20 protein-coding genes and 1 other RNA gene are annotated in these 22,819 nt (G+C 50.4%); 15 read left to right on the top strand and 6 right to left on the bottom strand.

Annotated features, from left to right (window positions below; all coding sequences use genetic code 11):
* Positions 1-164: 164 nt before the first annotated feature.
* The 4 genes from QJ036_RS02810 (at position 165) to QJ036_RS02795 (ending at position 5,432) form a co-directional block, all read left to right on the top strand.
* On the top strand, positions 165-824 hold the full coding sequence (locus tag QJ036_RS02810) for a YczE/YyaS/YitT family protein (RefSeq protein WP_283229920.1): 660 nt from the start codon (positions 165-167) through the stop codon (positions 822-824).
* Positions 825-876: 52 nt separating this feature from the next.
* Positions 877-1,569 (top strand): YggS family pyridoxal phosphate-dependent enzyme, encoded by a 693-nt coding sequence (locus QJ036_RS02805; RefSeq protein WP_283229919.1) that lies wholly within the window; start codon positions 877-879, stop codon positions 1,567-1,569.
* 227 nt (positions 1,570-1,796) lie between these two features.
* Positions 1,797-3,584 (top strand): S8 family peptidase, encoded by a 1,788-nt coding sequence (locus QJ036_RS02800; RefSeq protein ID WP_283229918.1) that lies wholly within the window; start codon positions 1,797-1,799, stop codon positions 3,582-3,584.
* Positions 3,585-3,764: 180 nt separating this feature from the next.
* Entirely contained in the window at positions 3,765-5,432 is a 1,668-nt protein-coding gene (locus QJ036_RS02795) for a diphosphate--fructose-6-phosphate 1-phosphotransferase (RefSeq protein WP_283229917.1), read from the top strand.
* A gap of 106 nt (positions 5,433-5,538) precedes the next feature.
* Here the strand turns inward: QJ036_RS02795 and QJ036_RS02790 are convergent, their stop codons facing one another.
* From QJ036_RS02790 to QJ036_RS02770, 5 genes are all read right to left on the bottom strand, one after another.
* On the bottom strand, positions 5,539-6,405 hold the full coding sequence (locus QJ036_RS02790) for a phosphatidylserine decarboxylase (RefSeq protein WP_283229916.1): 867 nt from the start codon (positions 6,403-6,405) through the stop codon (positions 5,539-5,541).
* A gap of 21 nt (positions 6,406-6,426) precedes the next feature.
* Positions 6,427-7,116, bottom strand: a complete 690-nt coding sequence (locus tag QJ036_RS02785) for a CDP-alcohol phosphatidyltransferase family protein (protein ID WP_283229915.1) — start codon at positions 7,114-7,116, stop codon at positions 6,427-6,429.
* A 27-nt stretch (positions 7,117-7,143) separates the two neighbouring features.
* On the bottom strand, positions 7,144-8,175 hold the full coding sequence (locus QJ036_RS02780) for a lysylphosphatidylglycerol synthase transmembrane domain-containing protein (RefSeq protein WP_283229914.1): 1,032 nt from the start codon (positions 8,173-8,175) through the stop codon (positions 7,144-7,146).
* Positions 8,165-8,866, bottom strand: coding sequence for a phosphatase PAP2 family protein (locus QJ036_RS02775; protein WP_283229912.1), 702 nt, complete (start codon positions 8,864-8,866; stop codon positions 8,165-8,167). The genes QJ036_RS02780 and QJ036_RS02775 overlap by 11 nt, the downstream gene beginning before the upstream one ends.
* 113 nt (positions 8,867-8,979) lie before the next feature.
* Positions 8,980-10,335: a sodium-dependent transporter gene (locus tag QJ036_RS02770; RefSeq protein WP_283229911.1), complete on the bottom strand. Its 1,356-nt coding sequence runs from the start codon at positions 10,333-10,335 to the stop codon at positions 8,980-8,982.
* Positions 10,336-10,532: 197 nt separating this feature from the next.
* On the opposite strand from QJ036_RS02770, the gene QJ036_RS02765 reads away from it, so the two are divergent.
* The 6 genes from QJ036_RS02765 to QJ036_RS02740 are packed head-to-tail and all read left to right on the top strand — an operon-like array spanning position 10,533 to position 17,813.
* Positions 10,533-11,537: a deoxyguanosinetriphosphate triphosphohydrolase gene (locus QJ036_RS02765; RefSeq protein WP_283229910.1), complete on the top strand. Its 1,005-nt coding sequence runs from the start codon at positions 10,533-10,535 to the stop codon at positions 11,535-11,537.
* Positions 11,538-11,550: 13 nt separating this feature from the next.
* Positions 11,551-13,305: a DNA primase gene (dnaG, locus tag QJ036_RS02760; protein ID WP_283229909.1), complete on the top strand. Its 1,755-nt coding sequence runs from the start codon at positions 11,551-11,553 to the stop codon at positions 13,303-13,305.
* Positions 13,306-13,354: 49 nt separating this feature from the next.
* On the top strand, positions 13,355-14,491 hold the full coding sequence (rpoD, locus tag QJ036_RS02755) for an RNA polymerase sigma factor RpoD (RefSeq protein WP_283229908.1): 1,137 nt from the start codon (positions 13,355-13,357) through the stop codon (positions 14,489-14,491).
* A gap of 40 nt (positions 14,492-14,531) precedes the next feature.
* Positions 14,532-15,311: a tRNA (adenine(22)-N(1))-methyltransferase gene (locus QJ036_RS02750; RefSeq protein ID WP_283229907.1), complete on the top strand. Its 780-nt coding sequence runs from the start codon at positions 14,532-14,534 to the stop codon at positions 15,309-15,311.
* Entirely contained in the window at positions 15,308-16,114 is an 807-nt protein-coding gene (locus QJ036_RS02745; protein WP_283229906.1) for a Nif3-like dinuclear metal center hexameric protein, read from the top strand. The genes QJ036_RS02750 and QJ036_RS02745 overlap by 4 nt, the downstream gene beginning before the upstream one ends.
* Before the next feature lie 43 nt (positions 16,115-16,157).
* The gene (locus tag QJ036_RS02740; protein WP_283229905.1) at positions 16,158-17,813 is read left to right on the top strand and encodes a nucleoside kinase; all 1,656 of its coding nucleotides are present in this window, start codon (positions 16,158-16,160) and stop codon (positions 17,811-17,813) included.
* Between the two features lie 68 nt (positions 17,814-17,881).
* Here the strand turns inward: QJ036_RS02740 and rnpB are convergent.
* An RNA gene (gene rnpB / locus QJ036_RS02735) (RNase P RNA component class A) lies at positions 17,882-18,229 on the bottom strand.
* 154 nt (positions 18,230-18,383) lie between these two features.
* On the opposite strand from rnpB, the gene QJ036_RS02730 reads away from it, so the two are divergent.
* From QJ036_RS02730 to hflX, 5 genes are all read left to right on the top strand, one after another.
* Complete coding sequence (locus QJ036_RS02730; protein ID WP_283229904.1) at positions 18,384-19,052, top strand: YkgJ family cysteine cluster protein; 669 nt, start codon at positions 18,384-18,386, stop codon at positions 19,050-19,052.
* Positions 19,053-19,198: 146 nt separating this feature from the next.
* On the top strand, positions 19,199-19,723 hold the full coding sequence (locus tag QJ036_RS02725) for a dCTP deaminase/dUTPase family protein (RefSeq protein WP_283229903.1): 525 nt from the start codon (positions 19,199-19,201) through the stop codon (positions 19,721-19,723).
* 46 nt (positions 19,724-19,769) lie between these two features.
* Positions 19,770-20,639: a DegV family protein gene (locus tag QJ036_RS02720; protein WP_283229902.1), complete on the top strand. Its 870-nt coding sequence runs from the start codon at positions 19,770-19,772 to the stop codon at positions 20,637-20,639.
* Between the two features lie 5 nt (positions 20,640-20,644).
* On the top strand, positions 20,645-21,577 hold the full coding sequence (locus QJ036_RS02715) for a tetratricopeptide repeat protein (protein WP_283229901.1): 933 nt from the start codon (positions 20,645-20,647) through the stop codon (positions 21,575-21,577).
* Positions 21,574-22,809 carry a GTPase HflX gene (gene hflX / locus QJ036_RS02710; RefSeq protein ID WP_283229900.1) on the top strand — a complete coding sequence of 412 codons (1,236 nt, stop codon included), beginning with the start codon at positions 21,574-21,576 and terminating at the stop codon, positions 22,807-22,809. Before QJ036_RS02715 ends, hflX begins: the two co-directional genes overlap by 4 nt.
* Positions 22,810-22,819: the final 10 nt, after the last annotated feature.

The following is a 22,819-nucleotide window of genomic DNA, read 5'->3' as shown; positions in this document are numbered from 1 at the left end:
CGGAATATCCGGCGAAGATCCGGAAAATATGCAGGAATGTGCAGCATTCCGCAGGATTGTTATAAAAAATCTTATGATTGTGATAGAGTGAGCCTTCTAATGCGATTATACTGTAACCGGTAAAAAAATCAAGCTTTGCATAAAAGAAAGAGAGGATGCAGGGAATGAAAGACAGAAGGCGCATTATAATGACGGCAGCGGGGGTGGTCTTAAGCGGAATTGGCTGTGGGTTTATTAAGGCTGCCATGTTGGGAACGGATCCGTTTACCGGGGCGGTGACAGGCCTTTGCCGTTTGCTTGGGATGGGCTATGGAAGCCTGTACGTGATTATAAATGCTGTTTTGCTTCTGACTGTGTGGTTCACGGACAGACATTATGTGGGAATTGCAACCTTGATCAATGTGGTTGGTATGGGATATATCGTACAGTTTACCTCAGAGGCAGTTTTGAAGGGGGTAGGCGCAGCAGGACTTTCCGGGATCGTGGTGGAGCTTTGCCTGTTTTTTATCGGCATGATGATCCTTTGCGCAGGGACTTCCCTGTATTTTACGGCTGATCTTGGAGTATCCACTTACGATGCGGCAGCGTTGATCCTGAGGGATAAGACAGGGCGGTCTTTGAAGGGTTGCCGCATTGGAACTGATCTGCTCTGTGTTATTGTGGCAGTCATTCTTGGAGCATCCATCGGTGCAGGTACCGTGGCAACTGCCTTTTTTATGGGGCCGTTTATTGAATTTTTTAACCGGCATTTGGCAGAAACGCTGCTTTCCAGGGAAAGGAAAAGTCATTCCCCGATGATTGCAAATGGAGGGAAGGTATGCTAAGATAGAAAAAGCCTGAGTGAACAGGCAGGAAGCAAAAATCGAGGTGGATTGTATGTTAAAGGAAAATCTGGAGGCTGTTGAGGCACGTGTTGCAGCAGCCTGTGAGCGGGCCGGCCGGAAGCGTGAGGATGTGACCTTAATTGCGGTCAGCAAGACAAAACCGGTTTCGGATATTCGGGAGATCATGGCCTGCGGGATGGTGGATTTTGGTGAGAATAAGGTGCAGGAGCTTTGCGGTAAGCTGGAAGAGATAAAGGAACCTCTCCGCTGGCATCTCATTGGCCATCTTCAGAGGAATAAAGTAAAATATATCGTGGACAAGGTATATATGATCCATTCTGTGGATTCTGTCCGGCTGGCTCAGGAGATCCAGAAGGAGGCGGAGAAGCATCAGGTGGATTGTCAGGTGCTTGTGGAGATCAATATCGGCGGAGAGGAGAGCAAATCCGGTGTGGCTCCTGAAGAGGCAGTCCCTTTGATCCGGGAAATCGCAGCTCTTTCCCGCGTTCATGTGAAGGGGCTGATGACGGTTGCTCCGCCTGTGGAGAAGTCGGAGGATGCAAGAGGATATTTTAAGAGAATGCGGAAGCTTTTTGAGGCCGTTAAGGCAGAACAGATTCCGGGCGTGGAGATGATGGAGCTTTCCATGGGGATGACCGGTGATTTCGAGACGGCCATTGAAGAAGGGGCTACCATGGTTCGGGTTGGAACGGCTATTTTCGGTGCCAGACAGTATGCGGTATAACAGAATACAGCTAATGATTGCGGAGTCTATACAAAGCCGGCAGAATACAACTGCCGGTTTTAAATTGCAGAAAATCGATTTCCAGTGGGATAATTTCAGGTTCTGCTGAAAAGAATGAATCTCCAGTACTCTTTTGTCTATGGTCTTCCTGGGCGATTGACCTTCTGCTGGTTTTGGAATCACTGTTGCCTGCATAGTATAGAAGAAAATATTGTTTGGAGACAAAAATGGCAGTGCAGCCCGACGAAAAACTTGAAAATGTATTGAACCTGGCTCTGGATGTGCCTGCAGGTGAGCGGGAACGATCCTTGGATCTGTCGGTTGGCTATGACCCGCAGGCGAATACCTGGGATCTGATCGTGAGATATACGGGAGATATCAAACGGCTGGCCAGTGAGAGTGTGCGTGTTACGGAACTTCTCGCCGGTTATGCAGTGGTGACTATGCCGGAACCTTTGATAGAGGAATTTTCAAGGCAACCGGAGATCCAGTTTGTGGAAAAACCCAAAGGGCTTACCTTTACCGTCTCAGTGGGGAGAAGCGTATCCTGTATCAACCCGCTTCAGTCCAATGTCCGGCCGACACGTGGAGCAGCCGCCGGGACAGGAACAGATTCCTTGTTCGGAAGCGGAGTCGTTATCGCGGTCATTGATTCCGGTGTGGATTACTGGCTGGAGGATTTTAGGGATGCCGAAGGGAAAACCAGGATCCTGTATTTATGGGATCAGACAGCAGAGGGAACACCGCCGGAAGGATATCAGATCGGAGCAGAGTATTCAAGGGAGCAGATCAATGAGGCAATTACAACGGGGGATCGTTCGCTTGTGCCTTCCCGGGATTTTCAGAATCATGGGACGCCTGTGGCAGGTATTGCGGCAGGCGGAGGCGGTCTGGGCGGAATCCGTTACCGGGGAGTGGCGCCGGAGAGTGAACTGATCGTAGTGAAGCTGGGAAGCAGGGGCGGCGGTTTTCCACGCACCGTGGAGCTTATGGAGGCGGTGGATTACGCAGTCAGAAAAATGCTGGCGCAGGGCTTTCCGATGGTGATCAATCTGAGCTTTGGAAATACCTATGGCTCCCATGAAGGGAATTCTCTTCTTGAGACTTATCTCAATGATATTTCCAATCTGGGAAAGCTGTCCATTTGTGTGGGAAGCGGCAACGAGGGCGGAAGCGGCGGCCATGTGTCCGGCGTTCTTTCCAATTTGCCGGAGGGAGCCGACAGAGAGGCCGGAAGCACCTTTATCCGTCTGACTGTGGGACAGTATGAGACAGGTCTGAACTTACAGATATGGAAGCAGTATGTGGATGATTTTGCGATCCGCCTGGTAACGCCGCGGGGACAGAGACTGGGGCCTTTCAGCCGTGCACAGCCGGTCAGCCGTTTTTCTGCGGATGGATCGGAGATCTTTGTTTATTACGGAGAACCGATCCCATACAGTACGGCTCAGGAGATTTATCTGGATTTTATTCCTGCAGACACCTATCTGGAAAGCGGAATATATCTGATTCAGCTGACACCGCTTCATATTGTTGACGGTCGGTTCGACATGTGGCTTCCCAGTGAGGATGTCCTGAACCGGGCGACCAGATTCGGAAGCCCGACGCCGGACATTTCTCTGACGATTCCCAGTGCGGCGGCTGACGTGATCACCGTCGGAGCCTACGACAGCCGGTATCTGACCTATGCGGATTTTTCCGGCAGAGGATTTACCCGTGTGACCAATCAGGTGAAGCCTGATCTGGCAGCACCGGGAGTTGCCGTGGAGACGGTACAGGCCGGCGGCGGCTACGGTCCTGTGACCGGAACCTCCTTTGCCACGCCCTTTGTGTCAGGAGGAGCGGCGCTTTTGATGGAATGGGGGATCGTGCGGGGCAATGATCCGTATCTGTACGGGGAAAAGCTGAAAGCCTATTTGAGAAAGGGCGCCAGACCGCTGCCGGGTTTTACCCAGTATCCCAATCCGCAGGTGGGGTACGGGGCCTTGTGTGTGAGAAACAGCTTACCGGTTTGAAGAATTAAACGTACTGTGGAGGATTTTGCGTTTTGATTCGTCAATATTACCAAAAATACGACAATTATACAAAAAAAGATTGCAGATAAAATATTTGAAGAGTCTGGACATTTATGGTAGAATACTTGATGTATCAAGCGGGTTAAAATATTTATAGATTAACAATAAAGGAGAACGATTATGAAGATTTCACCGCTTCAGAAGGCAAGATATGAGTATACTCCCAAACTTCCCGGAATGCTCAGAAATGGTATCGCAGACATCTGTGTAAAAGAGGGTGCAGCAACACAGAGCGTTGCTGATCAGGAGAAGATCGCAGAGCTTTTCCCCAACACATACGGAAAGCCGGAGATCACCTTTGAGAAAGGAAAGAACACATCTGCAGACAAGAAGCAGATCGTAGGTGTTATCCTTTCCGGCGGACAGGCTCCTGGCGGACACAACGTAGTAAGCGGTCTTTACGATGCACTGAAGGCTACGAACAAAGACAATGTTCTTCTTGGATTTAAGGGCGGCCCCAGCGGACTTCTGGAAGACGATTACATTGAGATGACAGATGAATATATCGATCAGTTCAGAAATACCGGTGGATTTGATATCATCGGATCCGGAAGAACAAAGCTTGAGACACCGGAGCAGTTTGCAGTTGCTGCAGAGGTCTGCAAGAAGCATGGAATCACAGCAATCGTTATCATCGGCGGAGACGACTCCAATACCAATGCATGTACGCTTGCCGAATACATGGCAGCCAACAAGACCGGCGTCCAGGTGATCGGATGCCCCAAGACCATTGACGGTGACCTTAAGAATGAAGATATTGAGTGTTCTTTTGGTTTTGATACGGCAACCAAGACATACAGCGAGCTGATCGGCAACATCGAGAGAGATGCAAATTCCGCTAAGAAATACTGGCACTTTATCAAAGTTATGGGACGTTCCGCTTCTCACGTAGCGCTGGAATGTGCCCTTGAGACACAGCCCAACATCTGCCTGATCGGCGAAGAAGTGGCAGATAAGAAGATGTCACTTTCTGAAATCGCTGATTACATTGCGGATTCTGTAGAGAAGAGAGCAGCAAACGGAGATAACTTTGGTGTTGCCATTATCCCTGAGGGAATCGTAGAATTTGTTCCGGAGTTCTCTGTGCTGATTTCTGAGATCAATGAGCTCCTTGCAGGAAGCAAGACTGAGGAATTCAATGCACTTCCGTCCTGGGAAGAAAAATATGAGTTTATCAAAGCCGGACTTACCAAAGAGTCCATGGCAGTATTCGAGATCCTTCCCCAGGGAATTCAGCAGCAGCTCTTCCTTGAGAGAGATCCCCACGGCAATGTACAGGTGTCTCTGATCGAGTCTGAGAAACTGTTCTCAGCACTTGTAGCGGATAAACTTGCTGAGAGAAAAGCAGCAGGAACATACAAAGGAAAATTCGGTGTACAGCATCATTTCTTCGGATACGAAGGAAGATGCGCATTCCCGTCCAACTTTGATGCAGATTACTGCTACTCACTGGGATACAATGCATTTATGCTGATCCAGTACGGCTTCAATGGATATCTTTCCAAGGTGTCCAACCTGTCCAAACCGGCAGAGGAGTGGGTTGCAGGCGGTATGCCCATCACTAAGATGATGAATATGGAAAGAAGAAACGGAAAGGATAAGCCGGTTATCAAGAAGGCACTTACAGAGCTTGACGGAGCTCCGTTCAAGTATTTTGCAGCACACAGAGATGAGTGGGCTGTGAAGACTTCCTTCTTATTCCCCGGTGCGATCCAGTACTATGGACCGTCTTCTGTATGTGACATCACCACAAAGACACTTGCACTGGAAAAGGGCGAGGAAATCTGATTAAAGCTTCGATAGAGAGTTTTTAAAAACGAAAAGGAGCGCTGCAGGATAACTGATCGATTGTCAGTTATGAAGCAGCGCTCCTTGTTTTTAATTGATTTTATTATTAATGAATTGCTTTTCCGATCCGTTCTCCGGCTTTTACGATGGTCTCGATGCCCTCCCGGCTGTTGTTCAGGATGTCTTCATCCATCTTGATCTGACCGGTCTGGAAAAGAAGAATCACCGTGGAACCGCCGAACTCGAAAAAGCCTTTCTCCTCCCCGCGTGAGACCTGGGCTGCCTCGTGAAGATTCACGATTCGTCCGACCATCAGGGCGCCGACTTCCATCATAAGGAGCGTACCGAAGTGGTCGGATTTAAGAAGGCTGTACTGCCGTGTGTTTTCTTTATAGATTGGATATACGTCGTTGGCAGTGGGATTCACGGTGTGGAAAAGACCGGGAATCGTTACATTCCGACTTTTTCTTCCGCTGTCCACATAGAAATAATGGTGATAATCGTCCACCGTCAGTCGAAAGAGAAGGGCAAGGCCGCCTTCGTAGCGCTTTGCAAGCCCTTTGTTTTTCAGAAGGCTTTCTGCAGTATAGAGGGTGTGCTTCACACAGAACTGCCCTTCTTTTGAGATGGGCAAAACCGTCAGCTTTCCGTCACAGGGACTTACCAGATGGGAAGACTCCGGATCGAAGGGACGGTTTTCTTTTTTGATCCTGCGGATAAAAAAATCATTGTAGGAGCGGTAGGGCACTCCCTCATAGAGCTTCAGATCGATCTGATTCTTTCGGGTAAATGGACCGATAAAGGGGCGGGAGAGAGGACTTTTGAGAATGACTCCGCCTACCTTCGAAACGGCGGGCTTTGTCAGGAGCTTTACGGCAAATCTCCCGGGAGCTGTACCATAGAGCAGCCTTAAAAAACGGTCCTGACCGTCGTTGGCATAAACATCGTTTCCGGTTCTCGTTCTGTAACGCATTTCCGCCTCCTGAATGGTTTGTTATTCGATCTCTTCGATGATTTTTTCAATGATGGGACTGGTATCCCGATTGGCCCGGGGAGCACGGAAGTGATTGTAAACAAACAGGACGATAAGAGCGGCTCCGACGATTGCCACCAGGACTGCCAGCGTGCTGTTCTTCGGTTTGCGGAACGGAAAATCAACCACGAAGAGAATACCGACTACCAGAAGCACGATATGAAGCAAAACAATGAAATAAAAATCCGGAATAAAAAACTGAGTCAGGAAAATCAGTGGCAGAACCACAGACATGGATGTAATGGGAAGTCCGTGGTAATAATGGTTGGCGCCCTCTTCCGTCTGCTGACGCTTCCCTTCCAGAACATTGAAGAAAGCCAGGCGAATGACGGAGCACACACAGTAGATGGCAATGATCAGAAGCCCAAGGAAACCGCGGACACCTAAAAGGTAACAGATGAGAGCGGGAAAGGCACCGAAGCAGACCACATCGCACAGAGAATCGATCTGAATGCCGAAGGACTTTTCATCATCCGTCCGGTCTTTTTTTGTTCTGGCTATTTTTCCGTCAAACATATCACAGAGGCCCGACAGGGCAAGGCAGAAGATGGCAGTCTTAAAGTGTCCGTGGATGGCCTGTGTCATTCCGAAAACGGATGAAAGCAGGCTTATGTAAGTGAGTATCACTGTGTAATTGTAAAAACCGATCATATTGTGCCTCCTGAATAAAATATAAAATTAAGGCTGCCGCCTCTTATTTCCGATGATCATATGTGCTGCTCCGGTCATGACCGCACTGATGGTGAGCTGAGAATAATAGCTGATCCCCCGGCTGATGATCATGGCGGGCAGCAAAAGGCCGGCGCCGAAAACCGGAGTAAAGATGGATATAAACAGTTTTTCACTGATTCCCATACCGCCGGGCAGGGGAAGCATGTCAACTGCCAGGGAAATCATACCCTGAAGGCAGACGATGGTTACCACCGACTCTTCCGACAGTCCGAAAGCGCGGTAGGTCAGATAGGTGACAAAAAACAGTAAAAGCCGCTGTATGACAGTAATCAGAAACGCGTTGAAGACCACCATTTTGTGGCTCCAGAAAAAATCAGCGGCCTGATGATAGCGGTCCATGGAGGCTTCCAGTTTTTTTAAGCGTTTCTCCTTTTGCTTCAGAAGGTGCAGCCGTTCCAGAAGCTTCAGTCCTTTTACCATCAGCCATTTGGCCAGGCGGGGATGAAACACCAGGATCATCATCAGAGTGACGCAGAATACGTTTAATGCCAGACCGAGATACATCCAGAACATGACCGGTGAGAGAAACTCCATGACACGGACGGGACGAAGAATCAGAACAAGAACTCCCAGTACCACCAGAACCAGCTTGTAGGTGATGGTTACGATCATCAGAACAAGGGTGGATTCCGGGACGGGGATATCATCCTTTTTCATATAAATAATCTGGGCAGGCTGTCCGCCGGTGGCCGAGGGCGTGATGCAGCTGAAAAAGAATCCGATGAAGGAATAAAGATAACATCTCATCGGGCGGACCTTGTGACCGATGACCCGAAGAAGATAGCAGATGATAACAGATTCCCCGAAAATGAAGGTTACGACACAGATGATGCCGAACACGAGATAAAGGGGATCCGCAGTTTCGATATATGAAAAGATCAGCTCCAGGTCCTGGCCCTTGAAGACAGCCCATACGGTAAGGGTAAATACCGTGAGCAGAAAAATCAGATTTAAAATCTGTTTCTTTTTATTTCCCATGTTTTTTTCCTGTCGATGTAATCAGGCGTCTGATTCTTTCATTGACACCTTCAAAAAAAACCATAACCGGTTTATACCAGTCGAATTTCATTGCAATCCAGTAGCACAGCTGAGCCAGTCCGATACCGCCGATCACATCAACCAGATAATGCTGTTTGGTGAACTGAGTGGACAGACAGACAAGCAGTGCAAAAATCAGTGAGAAGATCTGATACCATTTTGGAACTTTTTTCTGTCCGCGGATTCCGATGTAGCAGAACCAGCTGGTAAGACAGTGAATGGAGGGAAACAAATTGGTCGGTGCGTCGATGGCATACAGCCAGCGCATCAGATTTTCCCAGATACCGTTTCCGACGACCTCCGGACGTACATTTGTTGTGGGAAGAATTACGAAAAACACTCCGCAGATCAGGCGGGAGAGAATATCAGCCACAACAAAACGGTATAAATGCTCCTTGCTCTGAGCCGCAATCAGCAGATAATTGACGATCCAGAAAATATAACAGATGAAATAGATGCTGACCCAGGCGGGAACAAAAGGAATCATCCGGTCAAAAGAAGTCGTTAAATCGTAATGATAGGCTCCCTCCATAAAGAGGCGGAGAATAAAATATACAATGTCGTTGACAAGGAAGCAGGTAAGGAGAGGAATGATTCCGTAAAACGGTATTAGTTTAACATATTTTTTCATTTTTTAACAGAGGTTTTCCGAAAGAAACTGCTTTCGGCGCCAAATTTCCGGCGGATAACATGAAATACCGTCCGGACAGGGAACCCGCCGGACGGTATCGGGTCTCTTTTGTGTCAGATGCTGATGAAGCCGAAGGCACTCAGGACAGAAGTGATCAGGATCGCGATGATACAAACAGGTGCAATATATTTGATAACAACGACGAAGAGCTTTTTCCCCTTGAAGGAAGCTCCTTCCGCCTCCGCCTCTTCAATGAGGGCAGCAGGCTTGATCACATATCCTACCAGTATGCAGGTGAGGAGAGCGACTACAGGCATCAGGACGCTGTTGCTGATGAAATCAAAGAAGTCCAGGAAAGCCATTCCGATGATCTGAACCTGAGCCAGTACTCCGTAGCCGAGGGCGGACAGACTTCCCAGTGCAATGATGCCGATGGTGGTGACGATACAGCTGGCCAGACGCTTCATGCCGGTTTTGTCGCAGATGATGGATACCACGGTCTCCATGAGGGAGATGGCAGAGGTAAGCGCTGCGAAAATCACCAGCACGAAAAACAGAACGCCGATAATATTGGTGATGGCAATGCTTCCGAATACCTTTGGCAGGGTAATGAACATCAGGCCGGGGCCTGCATTGATATCTGCTCCGCCGGTAAAGGAAAAGACGGCGGGGATGATCATAAGGCCTGCCAGGAAGGCGATGCCTGTATCAAAGATCTCGATCTGATGAACAGATGCAGTCAGATGAGAATCTTTCTTCATGTAGGAGCCGTAGGTGATCATGATACCCATGGCAAGGGACATGGAATAGAAAAGCTGTCCCATGGCAGCCAGTACCGTAGTCATGGAAAACTTGCTGAAGTCCGGCTTCAGGTAATAGATCACGCCGTCGATGGCTCCGGGAAGAGTCAGACAGTATACCGCGATGCCGATAGACAGGATGACCAGCAGAGGCATCATGAATTTGCTGACCTTTTCAATTCCCTTTTCCACTCCGGTCATAACGATGATGGCAGTGATCAGCACGAAGATGATAAACCATACGATCGGTGATACAGAAGAAATAAAGCTGCCGAAATAGTTACTGTCGGTGAGCACAGCCCCGTTGCCGGTGGCGTAAACAAACAGGTACTTGATGACCCATCCGCCGATTACACAGTAGTAAGGCGTGATGATGATCGGCACTAAGGATGCCAGCGGCCCGAGAAAGCGGAAGCGTTTGTCAAGAACGCCGTATGCATGAATGGCACTCTGTCTTGTTTTGCGTCCGATGGCGATCTCAGCCACCATCAGGGCAAAACCGAATGTTACAGCCAGGATCAGATAGCAGAGTAAAAAAATTCCTCCGCCGTATTTTGCGGCGAGATAGGGAAAACGCCAGATGTTTCCGAGTCCCACGGCGGAACCGGCCGCGGCAAGTACAAAGCCAAGCTTCCCGGAGAAACTGCTTCGTTTGGTTGTCTGTTCCATACATTACCTCCTGAAAAATATTATATGATAATTGTGTGTTCCTACTAGTTTACAATAAGATTGCAAAAGGAACAAGAGTAAAATTGGTTTTCCAGAAAAAAACTATAAGAAATTATCAAAAAAAGGCGAAGGGATTTGCTTTGCTATCGTTCTTTATTATGATATACTGATAGGAGATTCAGGAAAGGGATGGTAATATGAATATCCGGGAAGAGCTGGAAACTCTGGAAGAAAATACCTTAAGTCCCTATGCGGCCCTCAGCAGAAATACCAGGGGAAGGGACCGGGAGGAACCTCCCTGCGATATCCGTCCTGTTTATCAGCGGGACCGTGACAGGATTCTTCACAGCAAATCTTTCAGACGCCTGAAGCATAAAACACAGGTGTTTCTGTCACCGGTGGGGGACCATTACCGGACAAGGCTGACTCATACTCTGGAGGTGGCACAGATCGCCAGGACCATCTCAAAATCCCTTCGACTCAATGAGGAGCTGACGGAGGCCATTGCCCTGGGCCACGATCTTGGCCATACGCCCTTTGGGCATGCCGGAGAACATGCTCTTAATACTGTATGCTCCGAGGGCTTTGCTCATTACAGGCAGAGCGTCCGCGTGGTGGAGCGGCTGGAAAAGAACGGGCAGGGGCTAAACCTGACCTGGGAAGTGCGGGACGGCATATTAAATCATCGAACTTCGGGCCATCCGGCCACCCTGGAGGGTTCCGTGGTGCGCCTGTCGGACAAGATCGCCTATATCAATCATGATATCGACGATGCTATTCGGGCGGGGATCCTGAAAGAAGAAATGCTTCCTGCGGCGTATACGGACGTGCTGGGACATTCGGTGCGGGAACGACTGAACACGCTGATCCACAGCATTATCAGGGAGAGTATGGGAAAGCCGCAGATCCTCATGGTTCCGGAGGTGGAAGAGGCTATGAAAAATCTTAGGAGCTTTATGTTTGAGCATGTGTATACAAACAGTGTGTCAAAAAAGGAAGAACCGAAGGCAAAGGCCATGGTCATCGACCTTTTCGGTTATTATATGGACCATGTGGAGGAGCTTCCCGACGAATTCCTGCGTCTCATGGATCAGGGAGATTCCAGGGAACGGGTGGTCTGTGATTACATAGCGGGCATGAGCGACGGCTATGCCATTGATACCTTTACCGATTTGTTTGTGCCGAAGGCATGGAAAAACTGACAGAGGTGGGTTTATGTTTTATCCGGAGGAACTGGTGGAAGAGATCCGTTCCCGAAATGATATTGTGGATGTGATCTCTTCCTATGTGAAATTACAGAAAAAGGGCAGCACCTATTTTGGGCTCTGCCCCTTTCATAATGAGAAAACGCCTTCCTTTTCTGTGACTCCTTCCAAGCAGATGTATTACTGCTTTGGCTGCGGAGCCGGAGGAAATGTGATCACTTTTTTGATGGAATATGAGAATTATACTTTTAAGGAGGCGTTGACCTGGCTGGCGGACCGGGCAGGCATCGAGCTACCGAAGGAGGAGGAGAGCGCCGAGGCGAAAAAGCAGGCGGATCTTCGCGCCAGGATCCTGGAGGTGAACCGGGAGGCCGGCAAATATTTCTATTATCAGATGAAAGGCCCGGGCGGAAAGCGGGCCTATGAATATCTGCGGGGCCGGGGGCTGTCCGATGATACCATCCGCCGGTTTGGTCTTGGGTATTCCAATATGTACAGTGACGATCTGTACCGGTATCTGAAAAAGAAGGGCTATGATGACGAGCTCCTGAAGGAAACCGGCCTTGTGAAGGTGGAGGAGCGGGGGGCTCATGACAGGTTCTGGAACCGGGTTATGTTCCCGATCATGGACGTGAACGGAAGGATCATTGGCTTCGGGGGCCGTGTCATGGGAGACGGTGAGCCGAAGTACCTGAATTCGCCGGAGACGAAGGCCTTTGACAAGAGCCGGAATCTCTATGGCCTCAATTATGCCAGGACGGCCAGAAAACCCTATATGCTCATCTGCGAAGGATATATGGATGTGATCTCCATGCATCAGGCGGGCTTTTCCAATGCGGTGGCGTCTCTCGGAACGGCCTTTACATCGGGACAGGCCAGCCTGTTAAGAAGGTATACGGATCAGGTGGTTTTGACCTATGACAGCGACGGCGCCGGGATCAAGGCGGCCTTGCGGGCGATCCCGATCCTGAAGGAAGCGGGTCTTTCAGCCAGGGTGCTGAATTTAAAGCCTTACAAGGATCCTGATGAATTCATCAAAAATCTGGGGCCGGAGGCCTTTGAGGAACGGATCAGCCAGGCGAAGAACAGCTTTCTGTTTGAGACGGACGTGCTTTACAGCCAATACGATATGAAGGACCCGGAGCAGAAAACGGCATTTCACAATGCACTGGCGAAAAAACTCCTTCAGTTCCCGGAAAAGCTGGAACGGGAAAATTATATGGAGGCAGCTGCAAGACAGTATTATATTGAATTTGAGAGCCTGAAAAGCCTGGTCAATTCCATGGGAGGAAGAGTGGGGCTGGCGGCAGAAAAGCCGGTGCAGGTGAAACGGGAGAATAAAAAGGACAAGCCCGACGGAGTGCGGCAGTCCCAGAGGATCCTTCTGACGTGGCTTATCGAGGATGAGAGGGTATATCCGGCAGTGAAGGGGATCCTGGAGCCGGAGGATTTTACGGAGGAGCTGTACCGGAAGGTGGCAGCCATGGTCTATGAGGGACTGGAGCGGGGAACCCTTACCCCGGCCGGTATCCTGAGCCATTTTATCAACGACGAGGAAGAATATAAGGAAGTGGCGGCTCTGTTCAATACGTCGCTTTCCGAGCTTACCAGGGAGGAAAAGGAGAGAGCATTTTCGGAAACGGTGAAGCGGGTCAAACGGTACAGTCTGGAGGAAAAGAGCAGGAGTGTGACGGACATCGCTTCGCTGCAGAAATTAATACAGGAGCAGGCAAAAATAAACACACTGCATATTTCTCTCAATTAAGGAAAAAATATAGCCGAACAGTAGTTTTGAACGGAAGGACGGGAGTCATATGGAGGCGGTGAAGGGCGGGCTCAAGGACAAGCTGGCGAAGCTTATGACGCTGGCTGCACAGAGGAGAAATACCCTGGATTATCAGGAGATCATGGAGGTGCTGGGGGATGACAGTCTGAGTGCAGACTCCATTGACAAAACCTTTCAGGTTCTGGAGGCCGCGGGAGTGGAGATACAAAGTGAACTGGACGGAGATACCCTGCTGTTACCCGACGGCTCTGTTTATTCAGGCGGGGAAGCCGGATTCGAAGGAAACGACGGTTCGTCTGATTCGGGGGAAGACTCTGCCCGGGAGGCAGAAGGTGTTTCCAGAGAAGATCCGGTACGCCTGTATCTGAAGGAAATCGGCAAAATACCGCTTCTGACTTCGGGGGAGGAGGAGGAACTGGCGAAACGGATCGAAGATGGGGATGAGAAGGCTGCCAGACGCCTGGCGGAGGCCAATCTCCGGCTGGTGGTCAGTGTGGCCAAACGTTATGCAGGCAGGGGAATGCAGCTTCTGGATCTGATCCAGGAGGGAAATCTTGGCCTTATGCGGGCTGTGGAAAAATTCGATTATAAAAAAGGCTATAAATTCAGTACCTACGCCACCTGGTGGATTCGCCAGGCCATCACAAGGGCCATTGCGGATCAGGGAAGGACTATCCGTATTCCCGTACACATGGTGGAGACCATCAACCGGGTGATCCGTATATCCCGGCAGCTGACCCAGGAATACGGCCGGGAGCCCAGGCCGGAGGAGATCGCTGAGCGCATGGATATTTCGCCGGAGCGGGTTCGGGAGATTATGCGGTTTTCCATGGAACCGGTTTCCCTGGAGACGCCGGTGGGGGAGGAGGATGACAGTCATTTGGCAGATTTCATCCAGGATGATAGAATCCAGGTACCTGCCGATGCCGTGGATTCTGCCATGCTTCGGGAACAGATCGGCCAGGTGCTTCATACCCTGACAGAAAGGGAACGCCAGGTCCTCTGCATGCGGTTTGGGCTTCTCGACGGAGAGGGGCGGACTCTGGAAGAGGTAGGAAAGAAATTCAATGTGACAAGGGAGCGGATCCGACAGATCGAGGCAAAGGCTCTCCGAAAGCTGAGACATCCCAGCAGGAGCCGGAGACTCAAGGACTTTCTGGATTAGAGACAGCTTTATATCAGAAATAACAGGAGAGAAAAGTTAAATGATAGAAAAACAGGAACAAAAGTCTGAGGTCAGCTCGTTTTCGCTGTCCGAAAGGCTTAAAGCCATAGGGGCCATGGTGGATCGGGGAAGCCGTCTGGCAGATATCGGAACAGATCACGGATATCTGCCCATCTGGCTTGCGGAAGCGGGAATTGTCCCTGCGGCCATTGCCATGGATGTGAAGGAGGGGCCTCTTTCCAGAGCCAGGACCCATGTGAAGGAGCATGGGCTGGAAGAGAAAATAGAGCTTCGTCTCAGCGACGGCTTTTCAGCCCTTTCTCCGGGAGAGGCCGACACTGCGGTGATTGCGGGAATGGGAGGCCTTCTCATGGTACGCATTCTGGAACAGGGGGAGGCGGTGGCCCGGTCTTTGCGGCAGCTGATCCTCTCTCCTCAGTCAGAAATCGGACAGGTGCGGCGCTTCCTTCTGGAAAAAGGTTATGAGATCCTGGCTGAGGACATGGTTTTTGATGAGGGAAAGTATTACACGATCATAAAAGCAGCTTATGGCAGGCAGGAGAAGCCTGTCCCGGAGGAAAACTGGTCTTACATAGAACTGAGGTACGGACGGTTTCTTCTTGCCTCCGGAAAGCCGGTGGTGACAGATTTTCTTCGGAAAGAGATCCGTACGCTGGAGGAAGTGGAACAACGGCTTTCAGAGGCGGCAACTCCCCGGGCAGGCGAACGGCTGCCGGAGGTGGAGGAGGAGCTTCAGGCGGCCAGGGAAGCGCTTTGTACAGCGGAGGAACAGGAAGGGAAAGGAACGTGCGAAGGATGAAAACATGCGGAGAAATCAGAGACTGGTTCAACGAAAGGTGGCCGGAGAGTCTGGCCTGCCAGTGGGACAACGTGGGCCTTCTTGTGGGAAGGGCCGGAAAAGAGATCCAAAAAATATATGTGACTCTGGATGTGACAGATGAGGATGTGGAGGCGGCTGTTTCCATGGGAGCAGATATGATTCTGAGTCACCACCCGCTGATCTTCGGACCGGTAAAGAGAATCAATGACGCAGATCCTCATGGAAGGAGGCTTTTGACTCTCATAAGGGAGGATATCTGCTGCTACGGCGGTCATACCAGCTTCGATATTGCGAAAGGCGGCATGGCTGATCTGGCGGCCGAACGCCTTGGCCTTTTTGATGAAAAAAAGCCTCTTGAGCCTCTGGAGGCGACGGCGGAGCAGGATGGAGAAGCAGTTGGGATCGGCAAGGTCGGGTTCCTGAAAGAACCGATGACTGTGGAGGCGCTGGCCCGAACGGTAAAGGAGCGGTTTCAGATACCGGCGGTTACCGTGTACGGCGATTTTTCAGAAAAAAGAGCCGGAAGGATTGCAGTTTCTCCGGGTTCGGGGAAGAGCATGATGAAAGAGGCTGTCCGGGCCGGGGTCGATGTCCTGATCACAGGTGATATGGGGCATCACGAGGGCCTGGATCTTGCAGCGGAAGGAATCTCCCTGATCGATGCAGGGCATTATGGACTGGAACACATTTTTGTGGAAGAAGTGGCGAAGGCGCTGGAGGAGGAACAATTCGGGCTGGAGGTTGTGAGGGCTCCCCTTCATTACCCCTGCCGTGTTATATAATATAGAGTACAGAAGGTGACAGAGCCGGAAAGGGGTTGAAGTTATGTGGAAAATCATGTGGAGAGATCAGGAAATCGAGGTGGAAGAGGGCAGTACCCTCGGAGCGCTTGCAGAAAAGGTACAGAAGGAATATACCCACGAGATCCTTCTGGCCTCTGTGAACGGAAAGCTGGCAGAGCTGCATAAAAAGGTGAAGGATAACAGCCGGGTGGAGTTTTTGACGGCGGCAGATAAGCCGGGATTCCAGACCTACAGGAGAAGCATGGTCTTTCTTCTGGTGAAGGCGATCTATGCGGTGGCAGGCCGGGAGAAGCTGGATAAGGTGCTGGTGGACTTTGCAGTCAGCAAGGGCGTCTACGTGGACATCCGGGGCAGTGTTGCGGTCAATGAAGCCTTTACCAGGCAGGTGGAGGCAAAGATGCGGGAGTTTGTGGAGGAACGGCTTCCCATCAGCAAACGGAATGTGTCCACCGATGAGGCCAGGGAGCTTTTTGGAAAATACAGGATGTATGACAAGGAAAAGCTGTTCCGTTACCGCAGAGTGTCAAGGGTAAATATTTACAGCATCCGGAATTTTGAGGATTATTATTACGGCTATATGGTGCCGGATACCGGCTATCTGAAGTATTTCAGGCTGTATTACTTTGACGGCGGCATTGTGATTCAGATGCCGGTACAGAACACTCCGGAGGAGGTGCCGGATTTTGTGCCGGGAGAGAAGGTATATCTCTGCCAGAAGGAATCCTCCAAATGGGGGGAGGATCTGGGAGTCGATACGGTGGGAGATCTCAATGAGCGGATCGTGAACGGGACCATCGGTGAGCTGATCCTCGTTCAGGAGGCGCTGATGGAAAAAAAGATCGGTGAGATCGCCACGGCCATCGCTGCGGACAGAAAAAAGAAGTTTGTTATGATCGCCGGCCCTTCCTCATCGGGAAAGACCAGCTTTTCCCACAGGCTTTCCATCCAGCTTCGGACTCTGGGGCTGAAGCCTCATCCCATTGCCGTGGACAATTATTTTGTCAATCGGGAGGATACGCCGAAGGACGAGTTTGGGGAATACAATTATGAATGTCTGGAAGCCATCGACGTGGAACAGTTCAATCAGGATATGACAGATCTTCTCGATGGAAAGACGGTGGCCATGCCCACCTTCAATTTCAAGAAGGGAAAGAGGGAGTATAAAGGGGATACGCTGACCATGGGAGCAGACGACATTCTTGTGATCGAAGGAATCCACGGCCTCAATGACAAATTGTCCTACAGCCTGTCTCCGGAAAACAAATTTAAAATCTATATCAGTGCCCTGACCCAGTTGAATGTGGATGAGCACAACCGGATCCCCAGCACGGACGGACGGCTGATCCGGCGGATGGTGAGAGATGCGAGAACAAGAGGAACCAGTGCCCGGGATACCATCGCCATGTGGACTTCGGTGCGAAGGGGCGAGGAGGAGAACATTTTCCCCTACCAGGAGTCGGCGGATGTGGTGTTTAATTCTGCACTGATCTATGAGCTGGCGGTGTTAAAGCCTTATGCGGAGCCGCTGCTTTTCGGAATCCCGACGGATTGTCCGGAGTATATGGAGGCAAAACGTCTGCTGAAATTCTTTGATTATTTTCTGACGGTAGTCAGTGATGATATTCCGAAAAATTCCCTGCTTCGGGAATTCATGGGCGGAAGCTGCTTCAACGTGTAAAGGAAGGCAGGAGAAACACTTTGATATACGGCTGAAAAAAAGAAGGCGGTGAGCATGCTCATCGTCTTCTTTTAAGCAGGACTGTAAGCCGGGTTCTGTCGTGAATGGTCATCTATCTAGGCCTGCCGTCGCCGGCAGGCTCGAGCAACCTACCCGAAAGCAGACGGGCCGTCTTATGCTTTCTGTTCGGTCTTGCTTCGGATGGGGTTTACATATGCCCCTCCTGTTACCAGGAGGGCGGTAGTCTCTTACACTGCCCTTCCAACCTTACCGGTCAGAGACCGGCGGTACATTTCTGTTGCACTATCCTTGGAGTCGCCTCCACCGGACGTTATCCGGCATCCTGCCCTGTGAAGCCCGGACTTTCCTCGTCTGCGGCCTTTCGGCTCTGCAGCCGCGACCATTCATCCTGCTCTGAGGTATCATAGCATAAGCCGGACGGAAATTCAAGCGCCGGAGGCGATTTTCGGCTTTTCAGGAGCCGGGGAAAAGGATATGTCTTTTCTATTCAGGCAATCTGTAGTAAAATACAAAAAGTGGTTGTATTTTGTGATAGGAAAGGATAAGTTTATGAAACGAGAGATTCCTGTGGAGGAACTTCAAAGGCTGTATGGGCTAGGTGATCTGGTAAAGGCGGATTGTATGGGCTGTGATGGCTGTTCAGCCTGCTGCCGGGGAATGGGAAGCTCTGTGGTTCTCGATCCGTTTGATCTGTTTCGGATGGAAGCAGGGCTTGGAGTTTCCTTTGGAGCGCTTCTTGAGGATAAAATAGAATTGAATACGGTCGACGGACTGGTTCTTCCCAATATCCGGATGTCCGGAGAAGGAGAAAGCTGCGTATTTCTTGACGGAAGCGGCCGCTGTCAGATCCACCGGTTCCGCCCGGGGCTTTGCAGGCTGTTTCCTCTGGGGCGGTATTATGAGGGCGGGAGCTTCCGTTATTATCTCCAGAAAAGCCAGTGCCCGAAAGAAAACAGGGCCAAAATCAAGGTGAAAAAATGGATCGATACGCCGGAGCCTGTAAAAAATGAGGAATACATTCTAAGCTGGCATGATTTTCAGAAAAAGCTTCAGGCATGTTTTGACCGGACAGAAGAGGAAAAACTGAAAAACGATGTGAATACCTTTGTATTGAAGCTGTTTTACTCAGAGCCATACGATTCGGATCATGATTTTTATGAGCAGTTTCAGTTCCGGCTTAAGAAGGCGGAGCGTTTGCTTGAACTGATCGACTGGTGATCGTGGCTTCCACAGACATGATGTAGTATTGAAAACTATGAAAAGTGGTAAAAAATCTCCAAAATGCAAAACAAGGGGTTACAATCTTCACAATTCATGGTACAATGACCTGGAAAGCTTTGGGTATCACAACAGGAGGAGCTTCGATGAAACAGGAACATATCATAAAACGAATAGCGAAATTTGAAAAAGTAAGCCGGGGACAGTTTGAAAAGGATTTTCTGGATACCTTCGGCGGGGATGCACCGTGGGAGGAGGCTTACGAACGGGTGGCCATTCCGAGACGGGCGACGGCAGGCTCGGCGGGATATGATTTTATTACTCCGGTGGATATCACGCTGAAGCCGGGAGAATCTGTCAAGGTCCCTACCGGCATCCGCGCATCCATGGAGATGGGCTGGGTTCTGCAGATCTATCCGAGGAGCGGTCTGGGCTTTAAATACCGGCTTCAGCTCAACAACACGGTGGGCATTGTGGATAGCGATTATTATTACTCTGACAATGAAGGACATATTTTTGTAAAGCTGACCAACGACAGCAGAGAGGGCAAGATCCTGAAACTGGAAGCGGGCAGCGGTTTTGCTCAGGGGATATTCATGGAGTTTGGCATCACAGAGGATGATGATGCCAGCGCCTTTAGAAACGGCGGTTTTGGAAGCACCGGTGTATAAAGCCGGCGCTGTTAAAAATATTTATTAGGAAAAGGAAGAGAGAGCGATGAGTGATTACGTAATTATGACAGATTCTTCCTGCGATCTGCCGAAAGATTATATTGAGGAGCATGGATTAGATGTACTGGACCTGTTTTACAATCTGGACGGCGTGATTTACGACGGGGATAATCAGATGGAGATCGGGGAATTCTATAAGAAGATGCGGGAAGGAAGCATGCCGACGACCATGGCTGTGAACCCGGAGGATGTGGCGGCAGCCATGAAGAAGCATCTGGAGGAGGGAAAGGATATTCTTTTCATCGGATTTTCCTCCGGCTTAAGTGCCAGCTGCCAAAATGAAAGGATCGCGGCGGAGGAGATGCGGGAGGTGTTTCCGGACAGAAAGATCGTTGTTGTGGATTCCCTCTGCGCCTCCATGGGGCAGGGCCTTCTGGTCCACAGGGCTCTGAAGCTTCAGGCAGAAGGAAAAAGCCTGGAGGAGAATGAAAAGTGGCTGGAGGAGCACAAGCTGAATCTCTGTCATCAGTTTACGGTGGATGATCTTCATCACCTTCACCGGGGCGGCCGTGTTTCCAAGGCAACGGCGGTTCTCGGAACCCTGATCAACGTGAAGCCGGTGCTTCATGTGGATGACGAAGGGAAACTGGTGTCTCTGTGCAATGTGCGGGGAAGGAAAAAATCCATCCAGGCACTGGTTGCCAATATGGAAAAGACCATCGGCGGCTTCGAGGATGACAACGAGGATATTTTTATCAGTCACGGAGACTGCCTGGAGGATGCAAAGTATCTGGCAAAGCTGATCGAAGAAAAATTTGGCCCGAAAAATTTTACTTACAGCTATGTGGGCGCGGTCATCGGTTCTCATTCCGGCCCCGGAACTCTGGCATTGTTTTATCTGGGAAATAAGCGGTAATACTTATGAAAAATCAGAAAAGAAGGTTTATACAGACGTCTGCTGTCTGTCTGTGCTTCCTTTGCCTTTGTGCCTGCGGGCAGAAAAAGACAGGGGCGGCAGAATATGTGGAGCAGGGAATGAAGGCCCTGGAAAGTGGTGATTTTGCGGGAGCCAGAAGTTCCTTAAAAGCAGCAGGGGAGCTTTCTCCGGAGGAGCCAGGCATCTTCCGGGCTATGGGAATTGTTGATTACAGAGAGGGAAACTTCACAGAAGCGGCAGAAGCCTTTGAAACAGCGTTAGGGCTTCTGGGAGAGACAGGGCAGAGGACTCTCAGAGAGGATATTCTCCAGTATAAGGCAGATGCCGAAATGCAGAGCGGGAATTATGAAGCGGCAGTTACAGATTACACTTCCCTTGTCTCTCTGGACGGAGAAAATGCCGAATACCTTTTTAAGAAGGGGAAAGCCCTGATATCGGCAGGGAGGCCGGATGAGGCGGTTGCGGTTTTTCTTGGAGTGCGGGAGCTGGCACCGGAGAATCTGGATTACTGCGAGGATATTTACCTGACCCTTAAGGAGCAGGGAAAAAGCGAGGAGGGGCTTGTATTTCTCGAGGATATTCTGAAGAACTGTGAGCAGAACGAAAAGGAAACGGAACGGTACGGATCGGCTTGTCTGGAAATAGCCCGGTATGATATGGAAAAGGGACAGTATGAGCAGGCACTGCAGAATCTGGAGGCGGGGCTTTCAGGGGCAGAAGGAGCGGTACAGAGAGAGCTTTCCTATGGGGAGGCGGTCTGTCACGAATATATGGGAAATTATGAGACGGCCCTGGAGAAATTCACTGCTTATGAGGAGAATTATGGAACCGACGGGAAGCTGGAGCATGAGATCGCTTTTCTTAAGACCAGGACAGAACAGAGAAATTCAGGACAAGAAAATTCAGAGGAATCATGATTGAGATCAGGGAAATGGAAGAACAGGTCGTTCTGGTGGGTATAAGCACTGGTGACGGCGATGATGCGGAGGAATCTCTCCGTGAGCTTTCCGAGCTCTGCAGGACTGCAGGAGCGGTCACGGTGGGAACAATGATCCAGAACCGGGAAGCACCTCATCCGGGGACCTATCTGGGAACCGGAAAGATCGGGGAGCTTTCTGAGCTTATCCGGAAGCTGGGTGCGACGGGCATTGTCTGCGACGATGAGCTTTCGCCGGCACAGCTTAAAAACCTGGAGAATCTGCTGGACACCAAGGTAATGGACAGAACCCTTGTGATCCTGGATATTTTTGCTGCCAGGGCATCCACGAGAGAGGGAAAGATCCAGGTGGAACTGGCTCAGCTCCGATACCGTGCGGCAAGGCTGACCGGTCTCGGCAGCTCTCTTTCCCGTCTGGGCGGCGGTATCGGCACCAGAGGACCGGGTGAAAAAAAGCTGGAGGTGGACAGGCGGAGGATCCATGAACGGATCTCTGTGCTTAAGGCAGAGCTTTCGGAAGTGAAGAGACACCGGGAGACCACCAGAAGACAGCGGGAGCGGAACAAAAAGGCGGTGGCAGCCATTGTGGGATATACCAATGCAGGAAAATCCACGCTTTTAAATACGCTGACCGGGGCGGAGGTCCTTTCCGAGGATAAGCTGTTTGCCACACTGGACCCGACCACCAGGGAGCTTCTGCTGCCTGACGGGGAATCGATTTTGCTGACGGATACGGTCGGCTTTATCAGAAAGCTGCCCCATCATCTGGTGGAGGCCTTTCGGAGCACTCTGGAGGAGGCAAAGTATGCGGATATGATCCTGCATGTGGTGGATACCTCTAATCCGTCCATGGATATCCAGATGCACACGGTTTATGAAACCTTACGAAGGCTGGAGGTCATGGGAAAACCGGTGATCACGCTGTTTAATAAGGCCGATAAGCTTTCGGAGCTTCCAGTCCTCCGGGATTTTCAGGCCGATGAGACCTTGTTTGTTTCTGCAAAGACCGGTCTGGGGCTTTTGGAACTTAAGGAGATACTGACAAAGAAACTGAGGGAACGGAAGCTGTATCTGGAACGGCTCTATCCATATAGGGAGGCGGGTAAGATACAGCTGATCAGAAAATACGGACAGGTGCTTTCTGAGGAGTACAGGGAGGATGGAATTGCCGTCACCGGCTACATTCCTCCGGAATTTCTGGGGAAGCTGTAAGGGGAGGAAC

Origin of the sequence: Fusibacillus kribbianus (assembly GCF_030053595.1) — a bacterium.
GTDB lineage: Bacteria > Bacillota > Clostridia > Lachnospirales > Lachnospiraceae > Lientehia > Lientehia kribbiana.
The sequence above is the reverse complement of the archived record's forward strand: the minus strand, read 5'-3'. Positions and strand labels throughout refer to the sequence as shown.

Excerpts from the sequence above, each read along its gene's own strand:
- hflX (WP_283229900.1), top strand. The coding sequence starts at position 21,574 with ATGATTGAGATCAGGGAAATGGAAGAACAGGTCGTTCTGGTGGGTATA.
- QJ036_RS02765 (WP_283229910.1), top strand. The coding sequence starts at position 10,533 with ATGAATATCCGGGAAGAGCTGGAAACTCTGGAAGAAAATACCTTAAGT.
- QJ036_RS02725 (WP_283229903.1), top strand. The coding sequence starts at position 19,199 with ATGAAACAGGAACATATCATAAAACGAATAGCGAAATTTGAAAAAGTA.
- QJ036_RS02745 (WP_283229906.1), top strand. The coding sequence starts at position 15,308 with ATGAAAACATGCGGAGAAATCAGAGACTGGTTCAACGAAAGGTGGCCG.
- QJ036_RS02715 (WP_283229901.1), top strand. The coding sequence starts at position 20,645 with ATGAAAAATCAGAAAAGAAGGTTTATACAGACGTCTGCTGTCTGTCTG.
- QJ036_RS02775 (WP_283229912.1), bottom strand. The coding sequence starts at position 8,866 with ATGAAAAAATATGTTAAACTAATACCGTTTTACGGAATCATTCCTCTC.
- QJ036_RS02805 (WP_283229919.1), top strand. The coding sequence starts at position 877 with ATGTTAAAGGAAAATCTGGAGGCTGTTGAGGCACGTGTTGCAGCAGCC.
- QJ036_RS02790 (WP_283229916.1), bottom strand. The coding sequence starts at position 6,405 with ATGCGTTACAGAACGAGAACCGGAAACGATGTTTATGCCAACGACGGT.
- QJ036_RS02750 (WP_283229907.1), top strand. The coding sequence starts at position 14,532 with ATGATAGAAAAACAGGAACAAAAGTCTGAGGTCAGCTCGTTTTCGCTG.
- QJ036_RS02800 (WP_283229918.1), top strand. The coding sequence starts at position 1,797 with ATGGCAGTGCAGCCCGACGAAAAACTTGAAAATGTATTGAACCTGGCT.
- rpoD (WP_283229908.1), top strand. The coding sequence starts at position 13,355 with ATGGAGGCGGTGAAGGGCGGGCTCAAGGACAAGCTGGCGAAGCTTATG.
- QJ036_RS02740 (WP_283229905.1), top strand. The coding sequence starts at position 16,158 with ATGTGGAAAATCATGTGGAGAGATCAGGAAATCGAGGTGGAAGAGGGC.
- dnaG (WP_283229909.1), top strand. The coding sequence starts at position 11,551 with ATGTTTTATCCGGAGGAACTGGTGGAAGAGATCCGTTCCCGAAATGAT.
- QJ036_RS02795 (WP_283229917.1), top strand. The coding sequence starts at position 3,765 with ATGAAGATTTCACCGCTTCAGAAGGCAAGATATGAGTATACTCCCAAA.
- QJ036_RS02810 (WP_283229920.1), top strand. The coding sequence starts at position 165 with ATGAAAGACAGAAGGCGCATTATAATGACGGCAGCGGGGGTGGTCTTA.
- QJ036_RS02780 (WP_283229914.1), bottom strand. The coding sequence starts at position 8,175 with ATGGGAAATAAAAAGAAACAGATTTTAAATCTGATTTTTCTGCTCACG.
- QJ036_RS02730 (WP_283229904.1), top strand. The coding sequence starts at position 18,384 with ATGAAACGAGAGATTCCTGTGGAGGAACTTCAAAGGCTGTATGGGCTA.
- QJ036_RS02720 (WP_283229902.1), top strand. The coding sequence starts at position 19,770 with ATGAGTGATTACGTAATTATGACAGATTCTTCCTGCGATCTGCCGAAA.
- QJ036_RS02785 (WP_283229915.1), bottom strand. The coding sequence starts at position 7,116 with ATGATCGGTTTTTACAATTACACAGTGATACTCACTTACATAAGCCTG.
- QJ036_RS02770 (WP_283229911.1), bottom strand. The coding sequence starts at position 10,335 with ATGGAACAGACAACCAAACGAAGCAGTTTCTCCGGGAAGCTTGGCTTT.